The sequence below is a fragment of the Sphingomonas sp. Leaf242 genome (assembly GCF_001422045.1).
GTDB lineage: Bacteria > Pseudomonadota > Alphaproteobacteria > Sphingomonadales > Sphingomonadaceae > Sphingomonas.
This window is the reverse complement of sequence record NZ_LMLW01000007.1, coordinates 52,290-78,186: the sequence shown is the minus strand read 5'-3', so window position 1 is coordinate 78,186 and position 25,897 is coordinate 52,290. Positions and strand designations below refer to the sequence as shown.

Annotated in this window: 24 protein-coding genes; 11 read left to right on the top strand and 13 right to left on the bottom strand. The window is 61.5% G+C overall.

The genetic code is table 11. From position 1 onward, the window contains the following. The first annotated feature begins 26 nt into the window (after positions 1-26). From ASF09_RS04920 to ASF09_RS04890, 7 genes are all read left to right on the top strand, one after another. Positions 27-686 carry a hydrolase gene (locus ASF09_RS04920; protein ID WP_060525203.1) on the top strand — a complete coding sequence of 220 codons (660 nt, stop codon included), beginning with the start codon at positions 27-29 and terminating at the stop codon, positions 684-686. Positions 687-690: 4 nt separating this feature from the next. Continuing rightward, positions 691-942: a XapX domain-containing protein gene (locus tag ASF09_RS04915; protein WP_060525202.1), complete on the top strand. Its 252-nt coding sequence runs from the start codon at positions 691-693 to the stop codon at positions 940-942. Positions 943-1,019: 77 nt separating this feature from the next. Further along, positions 1,020-2,864: an amidohydrolase gene (locus tag ASF09_RS04910; protein WP_060525663.1), complete on the top strand. Its 1,845-nt coding sequence runs from the start codon at positions 1,020-1,022 to the stop codon at positions 2,862-2,864. 20 nt (positions 2,865-2,884) lie between these two features. Then, entirely contained in the window at positions 2,885-3,784 is a 900-nt protein-coding gene (locus ASF09_RS04905) for a hypothetical protein (RefSeq protein ID WP_060525201.1), read from the top strand. After that, the gene (locus ASF09_RS04900; protein WP_060525200.1) at positions 3,781-4,209 is read left to right on the top strand and encodes a DoxX family protein; all 429 of its coding nucleotides are present in this window, start codon (positions 3,781-3,783) and stop codon (positions 4,207-4,209) included. The genes ASF09_RS04905 and ASF09_RS04900 overlap by 4 nt, the downstream gene beginning before the upstream one ends. A gap of 1 nt (position 4,210) precedes the next feature. Next, positions 4,211-5,563, top strand: coding sequence for an alginate export family protein (locus tag ASF09_RS04895; protein ID WP_060525662.1), 1,353 nt, complete (start codon positions 4,211-4,213; stop codon positions 5,561-5,563). A gap of 45 nt (positions 5,564-5,608) precedes the next feature. Beyond that, positions 5,609-6,304, top strand: coding sequence for a YoaK family protein (locus ASF09_RS04890; protein ID WP_060525199.1), 696 nt, complete (start codon positions 5,609-5,611; stop codon positions 6,302-6,304). A gap of 1,574 nt (positions 6,305-7,878) precedes the next feature. Here ASF09_RS04890 and ASF09_RS20175 read toward each other — a convergent pair. The 12 genes from ASF09_RS20175 to ASF09_RS21195 form a co-directional block, all read right to left on the bottom strand. Further along, entirely contained in the window at positions 7,879-8,343 is a 465-nt protein-coding gene (locus ASF09_RS20175) for a hypothetical protein (protein ID WP_156359223.1), read from the bottom strand. Between the two features lie 150 nt (positions 8,344-8,493). Then, positions 8,494-9,795: an ABC transporter ATP-binding protein gene (locus ASF09_RS04885; RefSeq protein ID WP_060525198.1), complete on the bottom strand. Its 1,302-nt coding sequence runs from the start codon at positions 9,793-9,795 to the stop codon at positions 8,494-8,496. Positions 9,796-9,809: 14 nt separating this feature from the next. Further along, a complete protein-coding gene (locus ASF09_RS04880) occupies positions 9,810-11,504 on the bottom strand; it encodes an ABC transporter permease (RefSeq protein ID WP_443024971.1) in 1,695 nt (564 codons plus the stop codon). Positions 11,505-11,556: 52 nt separating this feature from the next. After that, the gene (locus ASF09_RS20170) at positions 11,557-11,724 is read right to left on the bottom strand and encodes a hypothetical protein (RefSeq protein ID WP_156359222.1); all 168 of its coding nucleotides are present in this window, start codon (positions 11,722-11,724) and stop codon (positions 11,557-11,559) included. Between the two features lie 589 nt (positions 11,725-12,313). Continuing rightward, positions 12,314-13,222: a cation diffusion facilitator family transporter gene (locus ASF09_RS04875; protein WP_235529630.1), complete on the bottom strand. Its 909-nt coding sequence runs from the start codon at positions 13,220-13,222 to the stop codon at positions 12,314-12,316. Next, positions 13,219-13,797, bottom strand: a complete 579-nt coding sequence (locus ASF09_RS04870) for a cytochrome b (RefSeq protein WP_060525196.1) — start codon at positions 13,795-13,797, stop codon at positions 13,219-13,221. Before ASF09_RS04870 ends, ASF09_RS04875 begins: the two co-directional genes overlap by 4 nt. 25 nt (positions 13,798-13,822) lie before the next feature. Further along, entirely contained in the window at positions 13,823-14,398 is a 576-nt protein-coding gene (locus tag ASF09_RS04865; protein ID WP_060525195.1) for a manganese efflux pump MntP, read from the bottom strand. Positions 14,399-14,867: 469 nt separating this feature from the next. After that, complete coding sequence (locus ASF09_RS04860) at positions 14,868-15,371, bottom strand: MucR family transcriptional regulator (RefSeq protein ID WP_060525194.1); 504 nt, start codon at positions 15,369-15,371, stop codon at positions 14,868-14,870. A 271-nt stretch (positions 15,372-15,642) separates the two neighbouring features. After that, the gene (locus ASF09_RS04855) at positions 15,643-17,076 is read right to left on the bottom strand and encodes a S41 family peptidase (RefSeq protein ID WP_060525193.1); all 1,434 of its coding nucleotides are present in this window, start codon (positions 17,074-17,076) and stop codon (positions 15,643-15,645) included. Positions 17,077-17,166: 90 nt separating this feature from the next. Next, positions 17,167-18,246 carry an AraC family transcriptional regulator gene (locus ASF09_RS04850; protein ID WP_162237231.1) on the bottom strand — a complete coding sequence of 360 codons (1,080 nt, stop codon included), beginning with the start codon at positions 18,244-18,246 and terminating at the stop codon, positions 17,167-17,169. Between the two features lie 203 nt (positions 18,247-18,449). Next, positions 18,450-19,472, bottom strand: coding sequence for a serine hydrolase domain-containing protein (locus tag ASF09_RS04845; RefSeq protein WP_060525191.1), 1,023 nt, complete (start codon positions 19,470-19,472; stop codon positions 18,450-18,452). Between the two features lie 11 nt (positions 19,473-19,483). Continuing rightward, the gene (locus ASF09_RS21195; protein WP_162237230.1) at positions 19,484-20,305 is read right to left on the bottom strand and encodes a helix-turn-helix domain-containing protein; all 822 of its coding nucleotides are present in this window, start codon (positions 20,303-20,305) and stop codon (positions 19,484-19,486) included. 582 nt (positions 20,306-20,887) lie between these two features. Here ASF09_RS21195 and tatB point away from each other — a divergent pair. The 4 genes from tatB to ASF09_RS04820 all read left to right on the top strand — a co-directional run bounded on the left by tatB (position 20,888) and on the right by ASF09_RS04820 (position 24,784). Then, entirely contained in the window at positions 20,888-21,355 is a 468-nt protein-coding gene (gene tatB, locus ASF09_RS04835; protein ID WP_060525189.1) for a Sec-independent protein translocase protein TatB, read from the top strand. After that, positions 21,352-22,128, top strand: a complete 777-nt coding sequence (gene tatC, locus ASF09_RS04830; RefSeq protein ID WP_235529628.1) for a twin-arginine translocase subunit TatC — start codon at positions 21,352-21,354, stop codon at positions 22,126-22,128. The genes tatB and tatC overlap by 4 nt, the downstream gene beginning before the upstream one ends. A gap of 37 nt (positions 22,129-22,165) precedes the next feature. After that, complete coding sequence (locus ASF09_RS04825; RefSeq protein WP_235529625.1) at positions 22,166-23,500, top strand: M1 family aminopeptidase; 1,335 nt, start codon at positions 22,166-22,168, stop codon at positions 23,498-23,500. Positions 23,501-23,890: 390 nt separating this feature from the next. Further along, positions 23,891-24,784 carry a DUF5694 domain-containing protein gene (locus ASF09_RS04820; protein WP_327196546.1) on the top strand — a complete coding sequence of 298 codons (894 nt, stop codon included), beginning with the start codon at positions 23,891-23,893 and terminating at the stop codon, positions 24,782-24,784. Positions 24,785-25,528: 744 nt separating this feature from the next. Here ASF09_RS04820 and ASF09_RS04815 read toward each other — a convergent pair. Next, positions 25,529-25,858: a hypothetical protein gene (locus tag ASF09_RS04815; RefSeq protein WP_156359221.1), complete on the bottom strand. Its 330-nt coding sequence runs from the start codon at positions 25,856-25,858 to the stop codon at positions 25,529-25,531. Between the last annotated feature and the right edge of the window lie 39 nt (positions 25,859-25,897).

The following is a 25,897-nucleotide window of genomic DNA, read 5'->3' as shown; positions in this document are numbered from 1 at the left end:
CGACCTTTTTCCAACGGGAGACTATCATGACCATTACTGCCACCGCCACGCCCGGCGCGTCCTTGATTTCGCCGACCGATCACACGCTGGTAATGATCGATTTCCAGTCGCAGATGGCGTTTGCCACCAAGTCGATCGCGACCGAATTGCTGCGCAACAATGCTGCCCTCATCAGCCATGCCGCAGCGGTGTTCGACGTGCCGACGATCCTGACGACGGTCGCGGTCGACAGCTTTTCGGGGCCGATGTTCAGCGAGATCACCGACGCGTTCCCCGGCGAGCCGCTGCTCGACCGCACCTCAATGAACACCTGGGAGGACGCCGCGGTGATCGACGAGGTCAACCGGATCGGCAAGACGCGGATCGTGTTCGCCGGGCTTTGGACGGGCGTCTGCATCGTCGGACCGGTCGCATCGGCGATCGACCAGGGCTTCGAGGCGTTTTTTATCAGCGACGCTTGCGGCGACGTTTCGGTCGAGGCGCATGAGCGCGCGGTGCAGCGGATGATCCAGCTTGGCGCGGTGCCGATGACCTCGGTTCAGTATCTTCTCGAACTGCAGCGCGACTGGGCGCGGACCGAAACCTACGATGCGGTCACCGGCGTCGCGCGGAAATTCGCCGGCGCCTACGGGCTCGGGATCACCTACGCCAAGACGATGTTCGGCGCGTCCGAAGGCGGGCACTGATCCGGTGCGGCCGTACCTGATCTCGCTCGCTGCCGGCCTGTTCGTCGGCGTGATCTATGCGTTGCTGAAGGTGCGGTCGCCGGCCCCGCCGACGATCGCGCTGATCGGGCTCGCCGGGATATTGCTCGGCGAGCAGGCGGTGCCGCTCGCGAAAAGCCTGTGGGCGAGCCGCGACAAGGCCGCGGCGATCCGGGCGGCGTGTACCGACCATGTGTTCGGGATGCTGCCCGGCCATCGCCACGACGATGCGGCGTGATTGACCGCCGCACGACCATCCTCGGCGGGGCGGCGGCGACGCTGGCCCCGCTGCTAGCCGGAAACCGGAGACCGACCATGTCCGACCTGATCCTCGTCAACGCGAAAGTGACGACGCTCGACCGCGAGAACCCCGAAGCGCAGGCGATCGCGATCCGCGACGGCACGTTCCTCGTGGTCGGCTCCGAGCAGGAGGTTCGCGCCGCCGCGCCGCAAGCGACCGTGATCGACGCGGGCGGACGGCGGGTCATTCCCGGGCTGATCGACAGCCACGTGCACATCATCCGCGGCGGGCTGAACTATAACCTCGAACTCCGCTGGGATGGCGTACCGAGCCTCGCCGACGCGATGGCGATGCTCAAGCGACAGGTCGACAACACCCCCGCCCCGCAATGGGTGCGCGTCGTCGGCGGCTTCACCGAGCACCAGTTCGCCGAGAAGCGCCTGCCGACGATCGCCGAACTGAACGCCGTCGCGCCCGATACGCCGGTGTTCATCCTCCACCTCTACGACCGCGCGCTCCTCAACGCCGCAGCCTTGCGCGTGGTCGGCTACCGCAAGGCCACGCCCAACCCGCCGGGCGGCGAGATCGTCCGCGATGCGGCGGGCAACCCGACCGGGCTGCTGCTCGCGCAGCCCAATGCGACGATCCTCTATTCGACGCTCGCCAAGGGACCGAAGCTCCCGCCGGAGTATCAGCTCAACTCCACCCGCCACTTCATGCGCGAAATGAACTCGCTCGGCGTCACCGGGGTCATCGATGCCGGGGGCGGCTTCCAGAACTATCCCGACGACTATGCGATCATCGAGAAGCTGCACGCCGACGACCAGTTGACGCTGCGCATCAGCTACAACCTCTTCACGCAGAAGCCGAAAGAGGAACTCGCCGACTTCCAGGGCTGGGTGAAGCAGGTCACGCCGGGCCAAGGCGACGACACGTACCGGCACAACGGCGCCGGCGAGATGCTGGTCTATTCCGCCGCCGACTTCGAGGATTTTCGCGTCGAGCGCCCAGATATGCCGGCCAGCATGGAAGACGACCTCGAACCCGTCATCCGCCTGCTCGCCGAGCATAAATGGCCGTGGCGCCTTCACGCGACTTACGACCAGACGATCGGCCGCGCGCTCGACGTGTACGAGAAGGTCGCGAAGGACATTCCGTTCGACGGGATCAACTGGTTCTTCGACCACGCCGAGACGATCACCGACCGTAACATCGACCGGATCGCAGCGCTCGGCGGTGGCATCGCGGTCCAGCACCGCATGGCGTACCAGGGCGAGTATTTCGTCGAACGCTACGGTGCCAAGGCCGCCGAGCGGACGCCGCCGATCGCGAAGATGCTCGCCGCCGGGATCCATGTCGGCGCCGGCACCGACGCGACGCGGGTGGCCAGCTACAATCCTTGGGTGTCACTCAACTGGCTGGTGACCGGCAGGACCGTCGGCGGTCTCGGTCTCTATCCCGGTGCCAACCGCGTCAGCCGCGAGAAAGCGCTGGCGATGTGGACGCACGAGAACACCTGGTTCTCGAACGAGGTCGGCAAGAAGGGCCGGATCAAGGTCGGGCAGCTCGCTGATCTCGCGGTACTGTCGGACGATTACCTGACCGTTCCCGAGACCGACATCCCGCATCTGCGCTCCGTCCTGACATTGCTCGGCGGCAAAGTGGTGTTCGGCGAAGGCGACTACGCCCCGCTTGCGCCCTCGCTGCCGAAGCCAATGCCCGACTGGTCCCCGGTCGCGACGTTCGGCGGCTACCACCGCACGCCTGAAGCCTCGGTGAAACTTGCCGCTGCGTGCGGCTGCGCGAGCGGATGCTCGGTCCACGGCCACGACCATGCCGCAGCACTCGGCCGCGACGTCCCCGTGGCGGACGTCCAGAGTTTCTGGGGTGCGTTCGGCTGTGGCTGCTGGGCGGTCTGATCATGATGGGGAGACTGAGAATGACACGAACGAACCTACTCATCGCCGTAGCCCTGCTCGGCCTGTCGCCCTCCGCGCCCGGCCTCGCCCGCGAAGCGCCGACATCCGCCGACTATTCGGTCGGCCCGCAATACGACACGACCCATGTCTACGTCGCGCCGGAGGACTTCGACCGCTTCGTCGCCAGCCTGACCGCGACGTTCGGCGGCACAGCCACGAAAAAGGGTGCATTCCAGGTCACGCCGACGACCAGCAAGACCCTCTCCCAACTCGTCCTGACCCCCGCCGGATCGATCTCGGTATTCGGCTTCACCACGCCAATCCCGTTCCCGTTCGGCAGCGAGCGCAACGGCTATCTCGTCACCGACATCGACGCGGCCGTCGCGTCGGCGGTCAAGCACGGCGCGACCCGCACCATAACGACGTTCCCCGATCCCATCGGGCGCGATGCTGTCGTCCAATGGCCGGGCGGAGTCGGCATGCAGATCTACTGGCACACCGCCAAGCCGAACTATCCGGCGCTGACCACCGTTCCCGAAAACCGCGTCTACCTGACGCCCGATGCCGCGGACGCCTTCGTGAAGAGCTGGGCCGGCTTCGCCCACGGCAAGGTCGTTGCCGACGACAAGGCGGCGGATGGCAGCGACATCGGCAGGCCCGGCACGCACTATCGCCGTATCCGCGTCGCATCCGGTTACGGCAAGACGACCGTAATGGTATCCGACAACCAGCTCCCATGGCCCTATGGCCGCGACGTGACCGGCTATGAGGTGGGCAGCCTTCAAGCCACGCTGGCCAAGGCAAAAGCGCTCGGCGTCGAAACGCTGGTCGAGCCACATACCGAGGGCGACCGGCAATCGGCGATCGTTCGCTTCCCCGGCGGCTACATCGCTGAGATCCATTCGCCGATCGCACGATGACCGCGGCGCGCGCACCGCGTTTGGTCGAGGCCATTCTCGACTGGCGCTGGACGGGATTCCTTGCCCGCCTTGCGCTCGTCGGGGCGTATCTGCTCGGCGGAATCGTGAAGGCGAGCGACTGGACCGCCGCGGTCGCCGAACAGGCGCATTTCGGCATGCACCCGCCCGCCGTATGGGCGGCGCTGACGATCGCGATCGAAATCGTCGGCCCACTGCTGATCCTGTCGGGTCGGCTCGTCTGGCTCGGCGCAGGCATGCTTGGCGTCTTCACGCTGTTCGCCGCCATCACCGCCAACGCGTTCTGGGCGATGCCTGCCGGCCAGGAACGTTTCATGGCCACCAACACCTTCTTCGAGCATCTCGGCCTGATCGGCGGGTTCGTCCTCGCAGCCATGGTCACGGAGCTGGACGCGAGACGTGCCTGAAATCTCCCGCCGGTGCCTCCTGCTGCTGGGGTTGGCGTCGGCTGCCCCGGCGGCAGCGCAGACCGAGGCGTGGCAGCCGCCGACGCTGACCATCACGCGCTACGACGAGGATTGGACGAAGCTCGTAGATCCAGCCGAACGGAAGGACCATTGGACGGGCCCGTTCAAATACATCCCGATCGCGGACGACGCCTATCTGACCACCGGAGTCGAATTCCGCCTGCGCAACGAGAAGTACCACGATAATCTTTGGGGCGACGCTTACGCGCCCGACGACGGATACCTCTGGGCGCGCGTCGTCCCCTACGCCGACCTGCATATCGGAAAAGCGCGCGCGTTCGTCCAGCCGATCGTCGCCTATGCGGCAGGCATCGCGCCCTCCGCCAGCCCTGTCGATCAGACGCGTGTGGACCTGCTCCAGGGCTTTGCGGATGTCGAGATTGGCCCGGTGACATTGCGCGGCGGCCGGCAGATGCTCTCGCTCGGCACCGAACGCCTCGTCGGCACGCGTTACGGCCCGAACGTACCGCTGGCTTTCGACGGCGCGCGGGGCATCGTTCGGATCGGGGCGGCAACCGTCAGCTTGCTGGCGGTGCGTCCGGTACAGCCAGGTCCGAAGTCGTTCGACGACACGCGCTCCCACAGCAAGTCGCTCTGGAGCGCCTACGCCACGCTTCCCGGTCTCGACATCTATTATCTCGGTTACCGCAATGCCCTCGCCGCGTTCGGCGGACGCACCGGGCGCGAACTGCGTCACAGCGTCGGCGCGCGGTCGTTCGGAACCGCCGGCGACTGGCACTGGAATATCGAGGGCGTCGCGCAGTTCGGCCGCTTCGCCGGCAATAGGATCGGTGCATGGACGCTCGGTACAGAAGTCGGAAGAACCTTCCCCAACGCCCCATTTGCACCGGATGCCGTCATGCGGTTCAATATCGTCAGCGGTGACCGCCGCAGCGGCGACCGCACGCTCGGCACATTCAATGCCATGTTTCCAAAAGGCAAATATTTCGGCGAGCTGTCGCCAGTCGGCCCGTCGAACATCGTCAGCGTGAACCCGCGTGTGGCGATGACCGTAACGCCGGACGTCTCCGCCAGCATCAGCGGCATGGCCTACTGGCGATACGCGCGTGCCGACGGCGTCTACGACGTTCCCGGCAATCTCCTGCGCGCGCCGGGCACGTCCAGGGCACGCTTCATCGGCAAGGAGATCGAGGCGACCTTGGCCTGGCAGGCAACGCCGGAACTCGAACTCTCGACATCCCTATCCGTCTTCGACGCCGGGCGCTTCCTCGAAGACACGGGCTCCGGCCGGACGATCGGCATGCTCGGCCTCGAGAGCAATTTCCGGTTCTGACCAAACCTCATCTTCCTCGCACGAACACGGATCCTGGAGATCGACATGGCCACCACCGCTACACCCTACGACCCCCGCGTCCCGCTGCTACTCCTGCTTTCCGTCACGACCGGCCTCGTCGACGCGGCCAGCGTGCTCGGTCTCGGCAAGGTCTTCACGGCCAACATGACCGGGAACATCGTGTTCTTGGGCTTTGCGGCATCGGGCGCGCCGGGATTCAAGATCCTGCCCTTCGTGGCAGCGCTGGCAAGCTTCATGATCGGCGCGCTCGTCGGGGGACGGACCGGCAAGGTCCATGCAGGAGGATCGGAACGACGCTGGCTCCTGACATCGGCCGTCGTGGAAACGGCGCTGCTCTGGGCCGCCGCGATATCGGCGGTGGGGTTCGACGTGGCCACCCAATCGCCTGAGGCGCGGCTCTACCTGATCATCGGCCTCACAGGCATCGCGATGGGCTATCGCAACGCCACGATCCGGCAACTCAAGGTGGCGGATCTTACGACGACGGTGCTCACCTTGACGCTGACGGGGCTCAGCGCAGACTCACGCGCCGCCGGTGGAACGGGCACGAACTGGAGGCGACGCGTGGGCGCCGTCATCGCGATCTTTGCCGGCGCGGCGCTGGGCGCGGGACTGCTAGTGCATGTCGGTCTCTACGCGCCACTCGCCCTCGCCGGGGCCGTCGTGTTGTTCGGAACGCTGGCCTTCGCCTATCGTCTGGAAGCAGTATCTTCGACCTGATGACGTTATGTCGAAGCAGCATTTTGCAAATGGTGTGATAGGCGCTTCACTGCTGGACGCGTTCGAGCAGTGCCAATCTCGCACGCGCATCACGAATGCAGATGACGACGAGGTTTATACATCACGCCCCCAGATCACACTGGCCTTGATTGACCCACATCCAGACATTCAGGTGTCCTTTCCCGCCTCCCAGCTTTAGCCGTTCGTTCATCGGACTGAGCGGTAGTGCTTGGCGGACGATCCATTGCCGCGACGGCTTGCAAGGGAAGGAAAGCGGACATTCCGCTTTGGAGGCCACACCCCAGAAAAACGACCTATGAGCGGGTGCCAGATGCATCAGTCTTTTGAATCGCCGGGGCCCTCGGTTTCCTGCCCATTTCGGGCTGATGCCAAATCCGTGAGTTTCGCATCACGTCGCGGAAGCGGTGGTAAGCTACCGTCCCTATTCCGCGGATCGCCTAGAGCGAAGGCGCCGCCGGTCAGACAGCCATCCAACGCCTCATGCTCTCGTTTGCTAAATGGCTCTCCCTTGCGCGAGTAGCCCTTTATGACACGCCCCGAACCCTCATCGATAACGTCAATCACGAAGTGGCGGACAGGATTATCCAGTCGCACGATCGGCTTCGGTGCCTTTGGTACCTCCCGGTGACGCAGTGGCAAGCGGCTGCCCCAATCCTTTCCCAAGCACATCTCGACCCATTCAATGGACTTTGACGTGGAGCCATTAAAAGCGAGCCGCGATGGGGCAGGATCATTAGCAGGGACGTGTCTAGGTACGATGAATAGCACCGCAAACAGGAACAGCCCGCCAGCCACGAGCCAGGGCAAAGGTTGCTTCAGTGAGACGTGATTGAAGGTGGTTGGGACCGGTCGCATCAGCGCATGATATAGCGCGTATCATCGCCTGTAAGGATCTCTCTGGGCGTGAGCTGACCAGTGTCATGATGCAAAACTTTGATTTTTGCACCGATCGGGAAGGGTATTCGCTGCCCCGGAGTTGTGCGACCTTGCGCGAGCGGGTTACGAAAAGTGGACAACGATGCAAAAGCCAGAAGGGCGAGATTACGACTTTTTCGCAACGATTAGTATGCGGGATAAGCTAATCGGGTGGGCTATAATATTCACTCCTGTGCTGGCGATGTTACTCCTTTTGAAGCTGTGTTATCGGCCAGAGCCCATTGAACCTCGCTACGTATATGGCTGCTACGCGAGCAAAGTAGCCCCCCGCCTACTTATCGATGCAAAATCGATTTCATTCGATAACTCTGGTATTAGTCCGACAGGTTATGAAGTGAGAGCGGAGAAGCAAGGGTACTCGATTTATACGAAAGCGAAGATTATCCTAAATCGAACGACAGGCGGCCAGTTTGCGTTCGTGGCATCCCCCTATGGAACGTCGCTTCCACTGCTACCTGAGCATTACAGCGAACCACGATACCTTCGGCACCTAAGCGAATTTAGTGGTAAGTTCTATGCGTTCTCTCGACAGGCGGATGAGGTGGTCTACTCGCGGATGAAGCCGAAGGGCGCATGCCTCACGCAATCGAGTGTCCGTTGATGGGCGGAAACAGAAGTCAGCTGTTCGGGCAGCGGTTTGCTGGTGCCAGAGTGACGTTTCGGTACGAGAGCGTGCGCTGAACATCGCCGTCGTCCGTGCTGATCGTTGCGGCGCCCTTGAACGTAGCAGGAATACCGCTGCCAGAAGGCCCAATGTCCGCACGTTGCACCGGCGCCGAGAGGGTGACGAGCACAAATGCGCGAAGGTCGCTGGGACTGCCCTTATTGAACCACGTGGATCCCTGGCTTCCATTGCCTTTGAGGCCACCACTCGGGGTGGCGCTGCTCCCGGCTTTGATTCGCCAGCCGCTTGGGATGCGGCAGATCGATCGAAATTGAACGCCCCACGTCTTAATCGCGAAAGCGCTAATGCTTTCCGTATCCATGAGCGGGATTCGTCCGATTGACAGTAGATAAGTGCGGGGATGGTCGACGGGCGATGCACCGATAGTCAGCAACGCCAGGGGGAGCAGAACCTTCATGTAATTAACCTGTCGGAACGGCTGTTATCGGGCAAGCCTCGCAACGGCTTAAGTGGCTGGTTTTGGGCGTTCTTGCCCTTCTCAAAAGGGATCCTTTTGAGAACGCGCCGGCCTTCTCGATCGACGTTCCTTTGTGGGAAACCGTGTGGGTCAGGCGGGGTCTTCTAGAGTAAACTGATCCTCGTCATCGTCGAACGCGAATAGCTCGGCATAGCGGCCCCATTCCGTGACAGCGCGCAGCGTGGTCGCTGCGAAATCGGGAGACATGTGGTCTTCCAGTTCGTCGCGGAACCGTCTGGCAGGGGCTTGGTGCGAACGGCGCTCATCCAGCACCTTGCGAATATGACTGGCTAGCCGGACATGCGTTTCGAGCGTGCGACGGAAGTTGGCTTTGCGCTGGTCGACCGTTTCCTGAGCGAAGGCTGCCCCCCGTTTGGTTAGTACGGCGTCGCCATCGTTCACATCAATGAACTGCAAGAGTTGCAACGTTTCGATGATCGGGAACAGGTCGTCGATTTCAAGCTGCAACGTATCCGCCAAAGCCGACAGCGGTGCCCGGCCAGAGAAGGGTGCCGCCTCGACCTCCTCGATGAGCCCGGCCAAGCTGTTCACCGACACGTCGGGCAATGGCCGGTCCATCCCGTGCTCAACCAGGGATTCCGGGTTCGTCACGGAGGCAGGCGCGCGCTGGGTCATCCGGGCATAGATCTGTTCGACCAGGTCACGGAAATGCGGATCGAGACGGTCGCGCGGCTGTGGCAGATCGACGCGGAACTCAGCCGCGATCCGCCCTGGATTAGAGGACAGGACGAGGATGCGGTCGCACATCAGCACGGCCTCTTCAATATTATGCGTCACGATCAGGATCGAGGCGATGCCGAGCTTGTCCTCTCCCCACAGATCGAGCAGATCGGTGCGCAGCGTTTCCGCCGTCAGCACGTCCAGCGCCGAGAACGGTTCGTCCATCAGCAGCAGTGACGGCTCCACCACCAGCGCTCGCGCCAGGCCGACGCGCTGGCGCATTCCGCCTGACAGCTCCTTGGGAAAGGCGTTCTCAAACCCGTCCAGACCGATCAGGTCGATGGCGGCGATAGCGCGCCGACGGCGCTCCTCCGCCGGCACACGCTGCGCCTCGAGGCCAAGCTCCACGTTCTGCAGGACTGTCAGCCACGGCATCAGCGCGAACGACTGGAACACCATCGACACCGATCGCGGCTTGCCGTTGGCATCCGGCACGAATGTCAGTTCGCCCTCACTCGGCTCGACCAGCCCCGCGATCGAGCGCAGCAGCGTGGACTTGCCCGAACCGGATCGACCGAGAAGCCCGACGACCTCGCCTTCGCGCACGTCGAGCGCCACATCCTGGAGGATCGGAGGGCCACCTTCGGCACCGCCATAGCTGTGGCTCAGCCGTTCGATGGTGACGACGATTGGTTTGTTGGTGATGATCATGGCCGATGGTTCCCTCATGACAGCCGCAGGCGGCGTTCGGAAATCTTGTAAAGTGGGCGGAACAGCAGGCGGTTGATGGCGATGACAAACACCGACATGACCATGATCCCCAACAGGACTTTCGGCCCGTCCCCGGCCGCGGTCGCGTCCGCGATATAGCTGCCGAGCCCCCGCGCACGTAGATGCGTACTGCCCCAGGACACGGCCTCGGCGACGATGCTGGCGTTCCACGATCCACCCGAAGCGGTCAGCGCGCCGGTGATGTAATACGGGAATATGCCCGGCAGGATCAGGCGTCGCCACCACAGCCATCCGCGGACGCCGAACATGGAATGCGCCTCGCGTAGATCATTGGGGATCGCGCTGGCACCCGCGATGACGTTGAACAGGATGTACCACTGCGTACCGAGCACCATCAGCGGTGATAGCCAGATATCGGGGTTGGCGTGGAAGTGGACGATTGCGACGACAGCGATCGGAAACAGGACGTTGGCGGGGAACGCCGCCAGGAATTGTGCGACCGGCTGGACGCGGGCGGTCCAGACGGGGCGCAGGCCGATCCAGACTCCGATCGGCACCCAGATCAAGCTTGCGACCGCGATAAGGACGATGACCCGCAACAACGTCAGCAAGCCGAAACGCAACGCTGTCCAGGCGTCGTCCAGCGTCAGCGTAGCCCCGAGAAACCGTACGGCATAGGCTGCCGCAGCCAGCGCCGCGATCACCACCAGGATCGTCCAGATGCGGAGTGTAACCGAACGCTCTGCGCCGACCGTTGGCGCAAATTGTCGGCGCTGGATCATTGGACGGGGTGCTGGTTCGACTACGTAGACAAGCGCTGCCGCAGCGCGCAGCGGTGCCGTCAACGATGGCAGTAGCCGGGCGCGTCGAAACAGATCGAACACCCAGGATTTCGGCGGATTGCTACTAGCCGTCTGCTCGACACGGAACCGATCGGCCCAGGCAATGACCGGACGGAAAACGAGCTGATCGTATAACAGGATCACTACAGCCATCGCCGCTACCGCCATAGCGACGGCGCCGAGATCGCGACGATCGATCGCAACCGCCAACCAAGAACCGATGCCCGGCAGCATGATTTGCGTGTGTCCGACGCTGATAGCTTCGGAGGCGACGACAAAGAACCAGCCGCCCGACATCGACATCATCGCGTTCCAGATGAGTCCGGGCGCTGCGAAGGGCAGCTCGACGCGCAGTAGTTTGCGCAGTGGCGATAGCCCGAAGCCTCGTGCCACCTCGTCCAGATCACCGGGCACCTGGCGCAGCGATTGGTAGAGGCTGAACGCCATGTTCCAGGCCTGGCTGGTGAAGATCGCAAAGATCGCCGCACATTCGACGCCCACCCGGCTTCCAGGGAACAGGCCCATGAAGGCGGTGACGGTGAAGGTCATGAAGCCCAGCACTGGGACCGATTGGAGGATATCGAGTGCTGGGATGATGACGAGTTCAGCGCGCCGGCTTTTGGCCGCGGCGGTCGCTGCTACGATCGTGAAAACAAACGATGCGGCCAGTGCCGCGAACAGCCGCAACGTCGTCAGCAGTGCGTATTGCGGCAGTGCCCAAGGGTCGAGCACGATCGGCTCGACACGCAGACGAGCGAGCGGCTCGACGGCGTCGCGCACTCCCGACACGGCGCCAACCGCAACAGCGAGGAGGATCGCGAACACGGCTAGATCGGACCAGCCCATGCCGACCTTGAGGCGGCGCGGCGAGAACCCAAGAAATGCGAGCCGGTCCATCTCAACCAGCTCCTCGCAGGAGCATTGCGAGCACGTTGGCAGCGCCACGATCGCGATCGTATCCGGGATCAGTAATCTGCTGAGCGTAGATGGTTACATCGATCCTGTGACGGACAGGCGCGGCAATCAGGGTGCAGCCAAAGGCCGCAGCAATCAGTGCAATCGTCATGTGGTATTCCCGAAACGTCAGTGATCGAGCCGCTACGCGGCCGCGTAGTCGGCGGATGGGCTGCATCGTTTCGAGGGACAGGCTAGTGCAAATGAGCGGATCACACGCCCGCTTTGAAGTGGGAACGCGGCGACAACTTCGTTCAGTCGTTCGGCACGCTCAAAGGCGCACGGCATTGGTGCGGTCATAAGACCTCCATCGGGTATGTGTACGAGCCCGATGGAGATCGCGTCAGGTCAGCGTCGTTGCTGCCGATAGCGACCCAATCGGACCCAGGCTTGACGATTGAAGACGCAGAAAGCCGAAGCTTCTACAGTCTGCGTCGCCGGCTGAGGGACTAGATCGAGGCATTCTCATCCTGTTTTCGGAGTCGGTCCGGGTTTCTGGCCGACCTTGTCGCCCATACACCTGGATCGGTTGTGCTCAAGCGCGAACGTCTCTCAAATGCGTTGCCACCGGCGACTTTTTCAGCATTCGCGCGATTAGCCCGAACACGACGTCGACGGGACTTGGGATCAAGCCATCCGACCAGGAGGGCGGGTGTCAGTCCCGACACTGTCAGCAGGAGGATTCCGAGCGCGTGCATTGCTCAGGCAATCGCCATCGCGCCATGCTTGCGCTTGGCCTCGGGCTCAACGTGGATCGAGATGATGCTGTCGGGATGATCGGCCTTCAGGGCCGCCTCGATACGGTCGCAGATAGCGTGTGAGGTATCGACGGTCATGGCGCCATCGACCACCAGGTGAAAGTCGATGAACGTCATCCGGCCAGCGTGGCGCGAGCGCAGATCATGCGCTTCAAGCGCGCCTGCCATGTTCGCGTTGATCGTCGCCTGAACCGCGGCAAGTTCATCTGTTGGAAGGGCCGTGTCCATCAAGCCCCCGATGCTCTCCTTGATAAGGCTCCATCCCGACCAGAGGATATTGAGCGCGACGAGTGCGGCAAGGATCGGATCGAGGATTTCCCAGCCGGTCAGTGCGACCAGCAGAACGCCGACGATCACCCCGCCGGACGTAACGACGTCCGTCAACAAATGCTTGCCGTCTGCAATCAGCGCTGGCGAACGGCGCTTGCGCCCCGTTGTGATCAGAAGCCAGCTCCATGCCCCGTTCAACGCTGTCGCCGCAGCGCTAACGGCAAGGCCGAGCGCTGGAGCCTGAAGGGCATGCGGATTGAGGAACGCACCATAGGCCTCGCGCAGAATGGCAAGCGAGGCGACGAGGATCAGCACGCCTTCAAGGACGGCCGAGAAATACTCAGCCTTGGAATGCCCATAGGGATGGTCGGCATCCGCCGGGCGCAGGCTGATCCGGATCGCGAAGAACGCGGCAATGGCGGTTACGACATTGATGATGCTCTCGATCGCGTCTGAATAGAGCGCGACGCTTCCCGTGAGGGCATAGGCAAGATATTTGAGGCCGAGGACCACCAGGCTGACAGCGATGCTACCGGCCGCCAGCTTGAGGATGTTGGTCGGTTTCGCGGTCTGTTCGCTCACCGTGATTTCCTGACGCCGAAGGGCGGCATACGGCCGGCTATGCGGCTTCGATCAATAAACTGATGCTTGAGCGCCGCGCCGACGTGCAGGATCAACAAGGCATAGGTCAGCCAGACCAGAACAATGTGCGCCTGCTCGAAACTGCCATGCGCCGCGCGGGGAAGCCCAGGAATGAAGGGCCATGCGAGGCCGCCGATGAGCGGCGTGGTCGCGCTGGTCAGGGACGGCTTGCCGGTCGAGAGATACATCCAGCCGGTGAGCGGCAGGCCGATCAGGATCACATAGAACAAAATGTGGTTGATCCGCGCCAGCACCACTTCCGACCGCGGCGTCTCAGCGGGCAGAGGTGGCGGAGGATTGGCTATGCGCCACCCTAGACGACCGATGCTCAGCAACAGGATCGCGAAGCCGAGCGTCTTATGCCAGTTGAACCATTCGGTCCGCAGATCGCCGCGTTCCATATCTGCAAAGGTCCAGCCGACATAGATCTGCGCAACGACCAGTGCGGCGATGATCCAGTGGAACGCGATAGCGCCGTTGTTGTAGCGCGTAATGCCGTTGTGCGTGTCGGTCATGGCAGCACTCCCCGATCGTGTGTGGTTAGGCAGTCAGATGCTGGAACAGGATCGAGCCGCCAATCACAATCAACGCTACGCCACCAAGTATCTCGGCGTAGCGGCCGATGTAGCTGCCGGCGTGCCTGCCCAGCATGACACCCAGAGTGGCGACGACGGTCGTGACGCCGCCAATGACCAGACAGGCCGTGAGGATGTTGACCTGCATGACGGCCAGACTGACACCAACCGCAGTGGCATCGATACTCGTAGCCAGCGCCGTGACGATCAGCCGGACCAGGCTGTTCGCGTCCGCACGCGGCGCGGCGCTAGCGTCTCCACTGGATGCCTTCGTCGCCGCATGGATCATGTGACCTCCGACGCCCAACAGCAGGAAGAACGCGATCCAGTGATCGACGGCTGCGATCCAGGTGCTGAGGGCTAGACCGATTGCCCAGCCGATTGCCGGGGTGACCGCTTCGAAAAATCCAAAGATTGCGCCGACGCGCAGGGCGTCCCTCCAGCGATTGCGTTTGCTGGCGGCACCCTTGCCCACCGCCGCAGCGAAGGCATCCACGGACAGGCTGGCACCGAGGGCGCCAAGTGTAAGCAGACCAGTCATTGAAATCGTCCCAGGGCCGTCGACCTAACGATGCGATTCACCTCTGGCCACGGGAGAGGCGGTGCATCGTTGGTCTCGCTGGGCAGGTAATTCGACCTGCTGCCATCGCCACGGATTGCTCATGGGAGCGATCCAAGGATGTTGACGATGGCCCCGCATACAGCGGGTAGCTACTCCCCAAGAGTGAGGCCCCAATATCTGGGAGGCAGGGTACAGGCAATACTCTAAATGCGATCGATTTGGTCGCATTGATCGAGCAGGTCACTTTGTGGAGTGAGCGACTGAGACTCCGCCTGATATGCCGTCTAGCCTTTCGGCAAATTGCCAAAATCGCCTCAGTCCGCATTCTCGTTTTCGGCAAAACATGGAATTCGAGAACGTATCGCTATTCCCGAAACACCATCGTTGATTGGGAATGGGATCTGGCAGCGGAGTGGCCGGCCTCCACCTTCGGAGGCCAGCCCCAACCTTATTCGGCTGCGGCGTCGTCAGCCTTGCGCTTACGCGGCGCTGGTTTTGGAGCCAACGCCTTGGCAGCGTTTGCCTGACCCGGTTTGCGACCAAGGCCGATCTTTTTCGCCATCGCGCGACGGCTTTCCGAATATGTTGCTGCAACCATCGGATAATCAGCCTTCAGGTTATAGCGCTCGCGGTACTCCGCTGGCGTCATGCCGTTGGTCGCGAGGTGACGCCGCAGCGTCTTGTACGATTTGCCATCGATCATGCTGATGATGTGATCGGGGCTGGCAAGAGACTTTCGGGCAGTTACCGCACCGACATATTCTTTGGGCTCTTCGACAGGAGATTCCGATGTCTGCGAACCGCCAACAAGCGACTGAACGCTAGCGTGCATCTGCGAAAGAAATGCTGGAACGTCATCGGCAGACGTGCGGGTATTTGGGTTGCTCAGCCAGGCGATCGTCAACTCGGTAGCGAGTTCGACAGCGTTGGGCTGGTAGGTATCATCAGACATAAGGGGCTCCATGTAGCTGGCGAACCTGTATACTAAAGACACCATGGCGGACGACGCAAAATTGTTAAGGGAGCGTGCGGCCGCGGAACGCCTAGAGGCAAGTACCACCGTATTACCTAATGTTCGGGATCGAGCGCTTCGATCTGCTGAACGATGGGACGAAATGGCTCGCCGCGCTGAACGGACTCAAGCATTGTCCGTTGGGCGAAAAGGTTAACCCGTAAGCGCAATTTCTTCTCAATAAGCCATCCCAATCGAGAAGGCTGATCGTTCAACTTACCACGACGATCGCCCGCGTCAGCGCGGTATCCCGTTCAACTTGAATGTCGGCAATCCGGGCCGACACGGTGATATCGGGCATGATTCCAGCATCCGGCTGCTGCGTCTCAGGCCAATAGGCGATCAGGGGCAGATCGACCTCGACGCCTGATGCCGGCAACCCGATGAAGAAAAAGGCACCGCCGTTAATGCCACGGCGGTTGCCACCGGTCTGCTCGCCAACCAGCGTTCCCAACCGCTGACGCTGCATGAGGCCTGCGAAGCCGAAGGTGGCCGAAGCGTTCTTCGGGCCAACTAGAACGGCGACCCTGCCGGCGAACCGGCGACCCTTGGGCTGGATAGTGTCGGTGTCGGAGGCGTCGCCGGGACGGGTCAGAGTGTAGAAGCCGGCCGCGTCGGGACCAATCGCCGACGCTCCCCAATCCTTGAAACTGGGATCCCAGGTCTTGAGGTAAGGGGCCAGCCGATCGGGTATCTTGCGGTAGCGTACATGGCGGGAATAGCTGTCGGCGGGCAGCGGCGCATCGATCAGGCGGGCGATGATCGCCGCCCCGCAATCAAGCCCTCCCCCATTGTCACGCACGTCGATGACGATGCCCGAGAGCTGGCGATCGACCGTGGTGTCCAGACTGGCTTCGATGAAGCCCTGCCAATCCCATTTCTCATGGAAAACCGCCCAGGTCGGCATGGTCAGGATGCCGACCTGGCCGCGCACCTCGAACGTCCAGCCATAGGGGGAATCCTTGGAGGGATGGCGCAACGCCCCGTTGCGCGCTGCGGCCGTCATTAAGGGGCAAGCGATCGTCTCGGCTCTGCCGGCGATCCGCACCACGACACGGGCCGAGGGGGCGGACGATGGGAACAGCAGCGCCCGTAGCACGTCGAATGTCGGCTGATCGGCATCGCCGGGTATGCCGAGGTCGGCCACTTTGCGCGCATCGTTGCTGCCGTCCGTGCGGGCATAGGGGAGCATCTTCGCCAGCATGTCGTGTGCGCTGATACCATCGATCGCGATGACCTCGCTTCCGATCGGCAGATGATGGCCGCTGCCGAGATCGGCGGTGACGATCATGCGCCGGTCCAGCCATTTGAAGGCGAACGGTAAGCGATCAGGCTTGTCGAACAGCGCCGACGCGACGGCCGGAGTCTGGTTGGCGGGGTTGGGAAAGCTGTGACCGCACCGGATGCTGGCCGTGAAAGCCGACAGCGCCAGGTAGAAGTCTCCCAGCGTATGGGGCGTCGCGGCGAAGCGATCGAGGCGCTGGCGCTCGCGCTGGAAGTTCGCCTGGGTCAGATAGCGATAGAGGCCGGGATGCAGGCTGGCATAGGCGTCGCACAGGATGGCGATATCTGATCGCATCGCCGCAGGTGACAGCAGCGTATCGCTCGCCTTGGCGGGAGCGGACAGAAAGGCGGTTGCGACCAAGCCCGACGCTCCCGTGAGAAGGTGCCGGCGATCGAGATGTATCATGGTCTTGCTCCGAGCGGATGTGCCCCGATCCAATGCCGATGCCGGTCAGGTGGTGCGCTGCAAATCCGGGCGTTCCGCGTCAATTTTGTCGGTTGAGACGCGACGATAGGTCGAAGGCGTGACGCCGAACCGCTCCTTGAAGACGCGGTTGAAGGTCGCCTTCGATCCGAAGCCGGCATCGATCGCGAGCGTCAGGATATCGCCATCGGTGCCGTTCCGCAGGCGGGCGGCGACATGCTCGACGCGCAGCCCGTTGATCGCTTCGGCGAACCCCAGCCCCAGCCCCTCGTTGAGGCCGCGGGACAGATAGGCGGTGTTGGTCCCCACCTTGCGGGCCAGCTCGGCAAGATCGAGGTCCGGATCGCGCCACCATCCATGCGCTTCGATCCGGTCCATCCACCCGGCCGCGATCGGCCGCCAGTCGCGCTCGATCGGTTCCACGATCGGCTGCGGTCGGGCGTCGGCCTGCCGCCAGCCCTCGATCGCCAAGTAATTGCCGACGACTGCCAGCACGACGTAGAAACCGAACATATCGAAGTAAGAGAGCGGCGCGATCAACGCCTCAGCGATCAGGTATCCCGTCCGCACCGTCACGATCGCGGCGTAGGCGATCAGCACGGCCCGCACGCGCCTTGCCGCGGCGAGGTCGGATCGGCGCGCCACGAGCCAGCCTTGATGCCGGCGCAGCTCACGCAGGGCTGCAACGGCATATCCGACCATCGACGCGAGCAGCAGCGCCGCCAGGATTGGATCAAGCCAGGGGCGTTGCACCTGTCGGTCGAACGCGCCGCGCAGATCAAGCGGCAGGCAGAAAGCGACAGCCTGATAAGCGAACTGAGCCACCGGTAACGCGGCGTGCCAACGGGGTATCGGGCGATCGAAGATCAGGGCGTTCAGGTGCGCGTAGAGCAATGGCCCCATCGCCAGAGGAACGGCGAAAGGCGCGAACGAAAGCCACGGCCATCGATCGTAGAAACCTGCATAGCCGATAGTGAACGGCGTCAGCACGCCGCACAGGACGATCAGCAACGCTCCGAGAGAGCGTCGCGCCATCCCGCCCTGCCCGATGATGGCAGCCGCCAGCACAAGCATTTGTGCCTCGAACAGACCGAGGATGAGGGACATGGGACCGATGCTCATATGACCATGAGCCCCGCCCCACCGACAACGTCAATGGGTGATCGAGGTGGATAGGCGCAGGCGTCAGGGTTCGCGAAATACGAGGCTGGGCAGGTTGCGAGAACGCCGACATTTTCTCTTTTGCCGATCCTTTTCGGGAAGCGCGGAACGGATTCGCCAAATCAACTCGGCCGGGCGTAGGCAGCTTGCTACGGGCGGTCCGTTGCAAGGATGGCCTTCAGGATCGCTTCCGATCGCCGCTGGCCGTAGCCACGGCCGTAAGCGCTGGACGTGACAGCAACGACCATATGGTGGCTCGGAATCACATAGATCTTGTTACCGCCGTTGCCCGACGCGAAGGAAACCGGGACCGGTTTGCCATTGATCTGCTGAACCTTCGAATACCAGAAATAGCCATAGCCCTCAGCGTAAGGATCGCTGTCGGCAATGCCGACTTTCGGAGCAAGCGCGTTCCGTATCCATTCCGCGCTGACGATGCGGCGGCCCCGATACAGGCCTTCCCCCCGCACCATCTCCCCGATCGTCGCGAAATCACGTGTCGTCAAAGACAGGTTGCCTTGGCCTTTGGTGTAGCCAGCGGCATCCGACGCCCACTCCCAGCGACGGATACCCAGCGGCAAGAACAGCGAAGCCCGTGCGAAATCAGCCATTGATTGCCCGGCTGCCTTCGCGACGACGACCCCGGCGGTATAGGCGGTGACTGAGTTGTAGCGATATCGCGACCCGGGTGGATCGGCGCGGGGGATAGAACGCAAGAATACCAGTGGATCAGGAGCTGCATCGAGCTTGTCCTCGTTGCCCGGCGATGCGACATCCTCATCGAACGCGGCCAGCCCTGAACGCATCGTCAGGACATCCGTGATGGTCACGTCTCCTATCGCGCTGCCCTTGGCCTCGGGCCAATAGGTGGCAACAGTATCGGCCACTCCTTGAATCTTGCCCCGGTCGATCGCTATGCCGACGAGCAAGGCGGTGATGCTCTTCCCGGCCGAACGGATGTCGTGAAGGGTGCTCGCCTTTTCGCCATTGTAATAGCGCTCCGCGACCACGCGCCCGTCGCGAAGTACGACGATCCCACGCAGATCGGGGTGTTCGTCATGCTCGAAGGCGGCAAGAGCTTTGGCTATGGCGGGATCGATAGGCGGCGCAGGGGCCGCAGCGGACAATACGACAGCGCATACCGCGATAGTGAAAGCTTTGACTGATACCATCGACCGGGTTCCTAGAGGGACGAACCCGGTTCCTGCCGTAAGGCGGCGTCCGTGTCTTGTATCCGCGCAACATGCCGTGAGTTACGCCACTGTGTCGGAGTGGTGTCGAGGCGGCTCCGAAAGTTTCGGGCCAGATGAGCCTGATCGACAAAGCCGGCCGATTGCGCGACATCAGCAAGCGAAGCGACACCCTTTCCGAGCATCGCTGCCGCTCGTTCCAACCGGTGGCCGCGCAGATATTCACCGGGCGAACACCGGAGAAAGCGTTGGAACACGCGGGCAAGATGGACAGGATGAACCCTGGCATCCGATGCGACCTTGGCAACGGAAATATCAGGATCGTCGCTGGTGAATATCATCTCGACCGCACGGCCGAGCCAGCACGGAGGATGGTCCGCCTTTCGCGGCTCGTCAGACGAGAGCGGCAGCACAAGGCCATGAAGTTGCAGGGTGCAGGCTTCCAGCCTGAACGACGTCGCCGTATCGATCTGGTGCGCAATGTCATGGGCAAGTCGATACGCATAGGGATCGCGCAAGCAGAGCGCCGCAGCCTCGGAACCTGTCCCGCCTGATATGGCGAGGAAGCGGCCCCTGCCGCCGTGGAACCGGTCCTGATGTGTTGTGCCGGGCGGATTGTAGATCAGAACCGGCGTATCAGACACCAGCGGGGCATCGTTTGCTGATGACATGTAGCCGCCAGCGAGCACCAAGACGAAATGCGCTTCATCATGACTGTGTCGCCGAACTTCCTCCTCGGGTGCGTTTGCGGTCAGGGCATGGAAGCTGAAGCCCCCGGCCTGCCGACCCTCTGGGCCGCTGCCCCAGAAATCCATTCTTCCCCGCCTGAGAACCATAGGTGGCGTTTGCACCAACCTTGACTATCGCGCCAGCCAACGCCGATCGGCACGCGTTGCTTCTCATTTCTGCGAGCGGGACACCTCCGGGAAACTTCCGGCGTTCCCAAATCTCGATCCCTCGGGAGAAAGTCGGATCGGACAAGAACGCCCGATTGCGGACGTTTGTTGTATCGTTCACGTTGGCAGCAGGGTCAGCTAAGAGGCGATCGAAAATGAGCTACCAGACGGACCGTCGAAGCCGGACGCGAGCCATTGCCGTGTACGTGATCCTACTGATGATAGGCGCGGCGCTGGGCTTTCTGGTCAGGTTCGGCGTGATTACCGATCATATCCTCTGGTAGCGGCAGCCGAAGGTCGCTCAAATGGCCGCTCTCCTCTCAAACCCGAACGTTCTCGAAATTCGATCCCTTTCGGGAAGGGGAGCAGACAGCTTGGATCGAAAACCGTTGGGCGGCTTGATCCAGCGGATTTAGCCTCGAAGCAACATGCGGTAGATAACCCGGACGATTGGCTCTATTAGTTTTCTCTTTGGGATCAACCGCATTGGCTCAAAGTTAGATGTTCGGCATCGACTCCTCCGAATTGCTCATGATCGCCTTCGTCGCGCTGATCGTGATTGGTCCTAAAGATCTCCCTAAAGCGATGCGTGTTGTAGGGTACTGGGTCGGACGCGCCCGAGGGGTCGGCCGACAATTCCGCGCCGGTTTTGATGAAATGGTGCGCGAGTCCGAGTTGGCAGAAATGGAAAAAAAGTGGGCGGCGGAGAATGCCCGTATCATGCGTGAACACTCGCCCGCCGTGCCGTCACCCGAGACGTCTTCGCCGGGTAACGCCCCCGAGGTGACCGATAACGCAACAGGCGCTTATCACGCACCGGAACAGGCAACGTTCCGTGATGCCGATCTAGCGAATGACGACGCTGTTCAGCACCAGCCGGTGATGGTTGAAAAGCCGCAGGTCGCTCCGGCGCCTTCCACTGACACCGACGCGGGGAACTTCGCGAGCAATAGCAAGGCACCGTCGTGAGCGAGACAGTCAACCAACCTAACAATTCGCGCGTCCCGCCGCTCGGTCCTCTGCTGGAGCCCGGCCGAATGGTGCTAGTCTGCATCGCGGCGTTTCCAGTCGCCTTCTTTGTGTGCCGGTATTTTGCGGATGACATATTTTCGTTTCTTATCCAGCCGCTGATGCGCGCCGGCCAAAAGTCGATCAGCTACCCACAGGTGTTCGATGCCTTCTTTGTGCGGGACAAGGTTGCATTCTTCTCGGCGGTGATGGTCTTGCTCCCGATTTTCGCTATCCAATCGTGGTATCTCGTTGGCTCACAGGAGCGCCGTAAGGAACGCAGGGCGCTTCTCCCCTTCTCCTTGGCTACGCCAACGTTATTTCTTATTGGGGTAGCGACGGCTTATTTCCTAGCTATCCCAATGATGCTGCATTTGCTTATCGCCTTACCGAGTGTAAGTGGTGATGTGCAGCAAGTGCCGCTCCCGGAAATTGGCAAATACTTCATTTTTGCCACGCGCTTCCTGTTCGCTTTCGGTCTCGCGTTCCTGGTGCCGGTATTAATCATGCTGCTGGAACATGCCGAAATCGTGAACCGTAGACAGCTAATCAGCGCTCGGCGCTACGCGATCGTTGGCGCGTTCGCGATCACACTCGTAATATCTCCGCCCGATGCCGGATCGCTGTTGCTGATCGCGATCACTCTAGCTGTTCTCTACGAGGCAGCGATCATCGGTATTCGTCTCATCGAACATCGTCGTGCACGTGCCGGACAGCGCGCCGCAAACGGATAATAGCCGATAAGAGGCGTCAGTGATCCGCGGAATGTTGATGGTGCCGTTGTTAGCCGGGACGCCTCTGGGGGTGCTGTGCAACCCTGCGCTCGCCGCCAACAGGCCTGGCGATGGATTCGAAGTGGCAAGCTACAGGCTAGCGCTTACCCCTGACATCCAGAACAGGACCGTCGCAGGGCAAGAGGCGATCACGCTGCGAGCAACGATGGATGGCGTCCGGCGCTTGAACTTCTCCGCCAACGCTCTCGCCATCGACAGTGCGGCTCTCGATGGCGTGACGCTCGCTCACACCGTGGAAGACGATGTGCTCGGCTTTGACCTGCCCCGGCCGCTTCGGCGCGGACGCACCGTGAAGCTGCAATTGTCCTATCATGGACGCCCCGCACGTGGGTTCGCCGGCTCGGCGACAACGCTCTACACCAGCTATTTCGCGTGCGACTGGATGGTCTGTTCCCAGAACAAGTTTGGCGAGAAGGCGGCCTTCTCGCTCGATCTGCGTGTCCCGGCCGGGATGACCAGCCTGTCGGTCGGTAGCATGATCGCGCGGCGAACGGGACCGGTCGGCAGCGAGATCCATAGCTGGAAAGCGTCCCGGCCCTACTCGGCCTATCTTTACGGCTTTGCAGTCGGTCGTTTCACGCGGGTCAGCGAACGGGCCGGATCAAAAAGGCTTACCTACCTGAGCGATATTGCCGACGCGGGCGAGCTGAAACAACGCTTGGCAAGGACACGAGAGATGGTCGCCTTTCTCTCCACCAAGGCCGGAGTGCCGCTTCCCGTCGCCGACTACAGCCAGCTTCTGGTCGAAGGCGAGGAGGCGCAGGAGGCAGCGACATACTCCGTCCTCGGCACCAATGCGTTGCCGACGAAGTCAAATGATCCGTCGGAGGATTGGGCCATCGTGCACGAACTTACCCATCAATGGTGGGGCAATCTCATCACGTGCGAGACGCTCAAGGACTTCTGGCTGAACGAGGGTATCACGACCTTCATGACGGCCGCGTGGAAGGAGCACCGCTACGGCCGCGTTGCCTACGACGCCGAACTCAATGTAGCGAGGAGCCGGCTCAAAAAGGTGCAGGCGACCGGCTTCGACAAGCCGCTGGCTTGGAATGGCAGCTACCCGACATTGGGCGTCAGGCGCGCGATCCACTACAGCAAGGGCGCGCTATTCATGGCGCAGCTGCGGATCACGCTCGGCGATGCCGCGTTCTGGTCGGGCCTCCGTCGCTACACCCGTGACCATGCGGGCGGCACGGTCACCAGCATTGATTTGGAGCGGGCGATGGAGACGGCGAGCGGTCGGGACTTGTATCCGCTGTTCGTCGAATGGGTGTTCGGTGATGATCCGGCAGCTTCGCTTAACCGCTAAGGCCTCGCAGTCATTCTCGAAATAGCATCGTTTGCGAGAAAGGCGGCCACGGTCCCTCCGCGGTCCAGCTAGACAGATGCGTGGCAGTGTATTATCACGGCATAACACCATCCGGCATGAGCGTGATGGAATTGAAAGGATCGCTCGGTCGTAGGTGCTCGATACACCGGCCGACATACTGGTTTCGGAGGTCGTATGCGTATTGTTTTGGCCGTTGGCATTGCGTTTCTGGCAGCTATCTCACCCGCTCAAGGGCAGGGCTACCAACCCGCATTTCGACCCGAAACCTTGAAGGGGCCGCCTGCGATTCATCCTAACGACGTGCTAGTCTTAGGCTCGACCCACCTGTCCGGGGCGTCCGCGGACTTCAAGCCCCCTATGCTTGTTCCGTTGCTCGATCGGCTGGCGACATGGCACCCCACCGCTATTGCGACGGAGGATATGTCCGGCCTCCAATGTGATGCCCTTCGTCGCAACCCCTCCCGTTATGCGGAAACCGTGCAGACTTATTGTGCCGATCCGACCGTAGCAGGCCGAGCGACGGGATTGGATGTGCCCGCAGCCAACGCAGAAGCGGAACGGCTTCTCGCCGCTTGGCCAGCTTCGCCGAAGGCGACAGATCGTCGGCATCTCGCCGCCATCTTCATGGCCGCTGGAGAACGCAACTCGGCGCTGGTCCAGTGGTTGCGGCTGCCACAGGCAGAGCGTCACGCTGGCGATGGTCTGAACGATGATCTGGTCACCGCGCTGACGAAGTTCGGTAGCGCGCGGAACGAGTCTACCTTGATCGGCGCCGTACTAGCTGCGCGCTTGGGGCTGGAACGCGTTTGGAGTGTAGACGATCATTCGGCCGATACCGCAGATGGTCCCGATCCGGCTGAGCGGAAGGCGTACGGTGACGCGATTGCCAAGGCGTGGAACAACCCCTCTGCCCACGAACGGCAAATCGTAGATGCCCGGCTTGATGCGGGGCTGGCCAAGCCAGACGGCGTATTGAAGATGTACCGTGCGCTAAACGCTCCGACCTTGCCAATGCTCGCCTTCCACGCAGATTTTGGTGCCGCGCTCGTGGAGCCATCACCGCAGCAATTCGGCCGAAACTATGTCGGTTATTGGGAAACGCGGAATCTTCGCATGGTTGCAAACATTCGTGACGTGCTGGGGCGTTACCCAGGCACCCGGATGCTCGCCATCGTCGGCGCGTCACACAAGGGCTATTATGAAGCATACCTAAATCAGATGCACGATGTTCGCTTGGCGGATGCTGAAAACGTTTTGAGATAAATAGACGCGGTTGATTTTACCGGAGACGATTTATGAATCGTGTAATCATTGTGGCGGCATGTTCCTTAGGCCTGACCGGATGTTTGGCCGGCAATATGGCCCGTAACTTATCTTTGAAAGGAAAACCGCTAGCAAGCCTAGAGCAGCGCTACGGCCAACCCGATTATAAAGAGCCCTTTACAGGAGGAAACAGATACACGTGGAAATCTACCGATGACCAACATCCCTGCACATTGTTGGTGACGACCGACCCAGCCGAGCGGGTGACGGACGTTAAAATGGTGGGCGATAATAGAGACTGTTATCGCTTCAGAAATATGGCCATTGGCCCGCACTAAAATTCGGGCGGTCCTATCATACCGAGGCGCACGAAATTTGACGCCCGCGTTCCCGAAATGCGATCCCTCGCAAGAATTGGGGATTGTACCAGAACGCCCAATCTTGGCTGTTTATTGTTCCCTCAGCGCGGCTCGAAAGCGGTCATATGTTCATGATCCCGATAGAAAGCTTCGAACATGGTCATTTATAAAAGAGGTGGTGCTTTCGGTTTATCACCCGATCGAATGTTCATGATGCAAAACTCACGAAACGGCCGCTAATGGCAATGCCATTAAGCGCGACGAACGGCAGAAAGTGCGGCGACGGCGGAAGCGCCGCTTTCCCGCATAACGGCTTTGCGCAGCTTTCCCGATTAGGAACGTTGAACGGGACAGCCGGCCACCCCCGATCGGAAAAGAGTTATCGTTAAATGCCACCGCCGGACATGAGCACATAACCAATGAACGCTAGCATGGCGAAAAGCATCCAGGCAATAATAGCTTTGACGTTGCCCCAATACCCCCGCCTCATCAGTATCAACCAACACATTGGGAAGATCGCGCCAAAAATTAGAAACGCTAGCGAGCCACCGCGATACCAGCGTTCCTGCTCAGCGTTCGAGTATGTCATCATCGCAAACGTGTAAGCAATGAGACTCATCGGTAATATGTTGGCGACAGCGATAGCTCCCGCGCAGCCTAAACCTTCAAGTCGCAATGAACCGTTTGTGCTGACGGGTGCCTCATCGTTGGTCATGCATCGATGTAACACGCCTCAAATATGTCCGCTATCGGG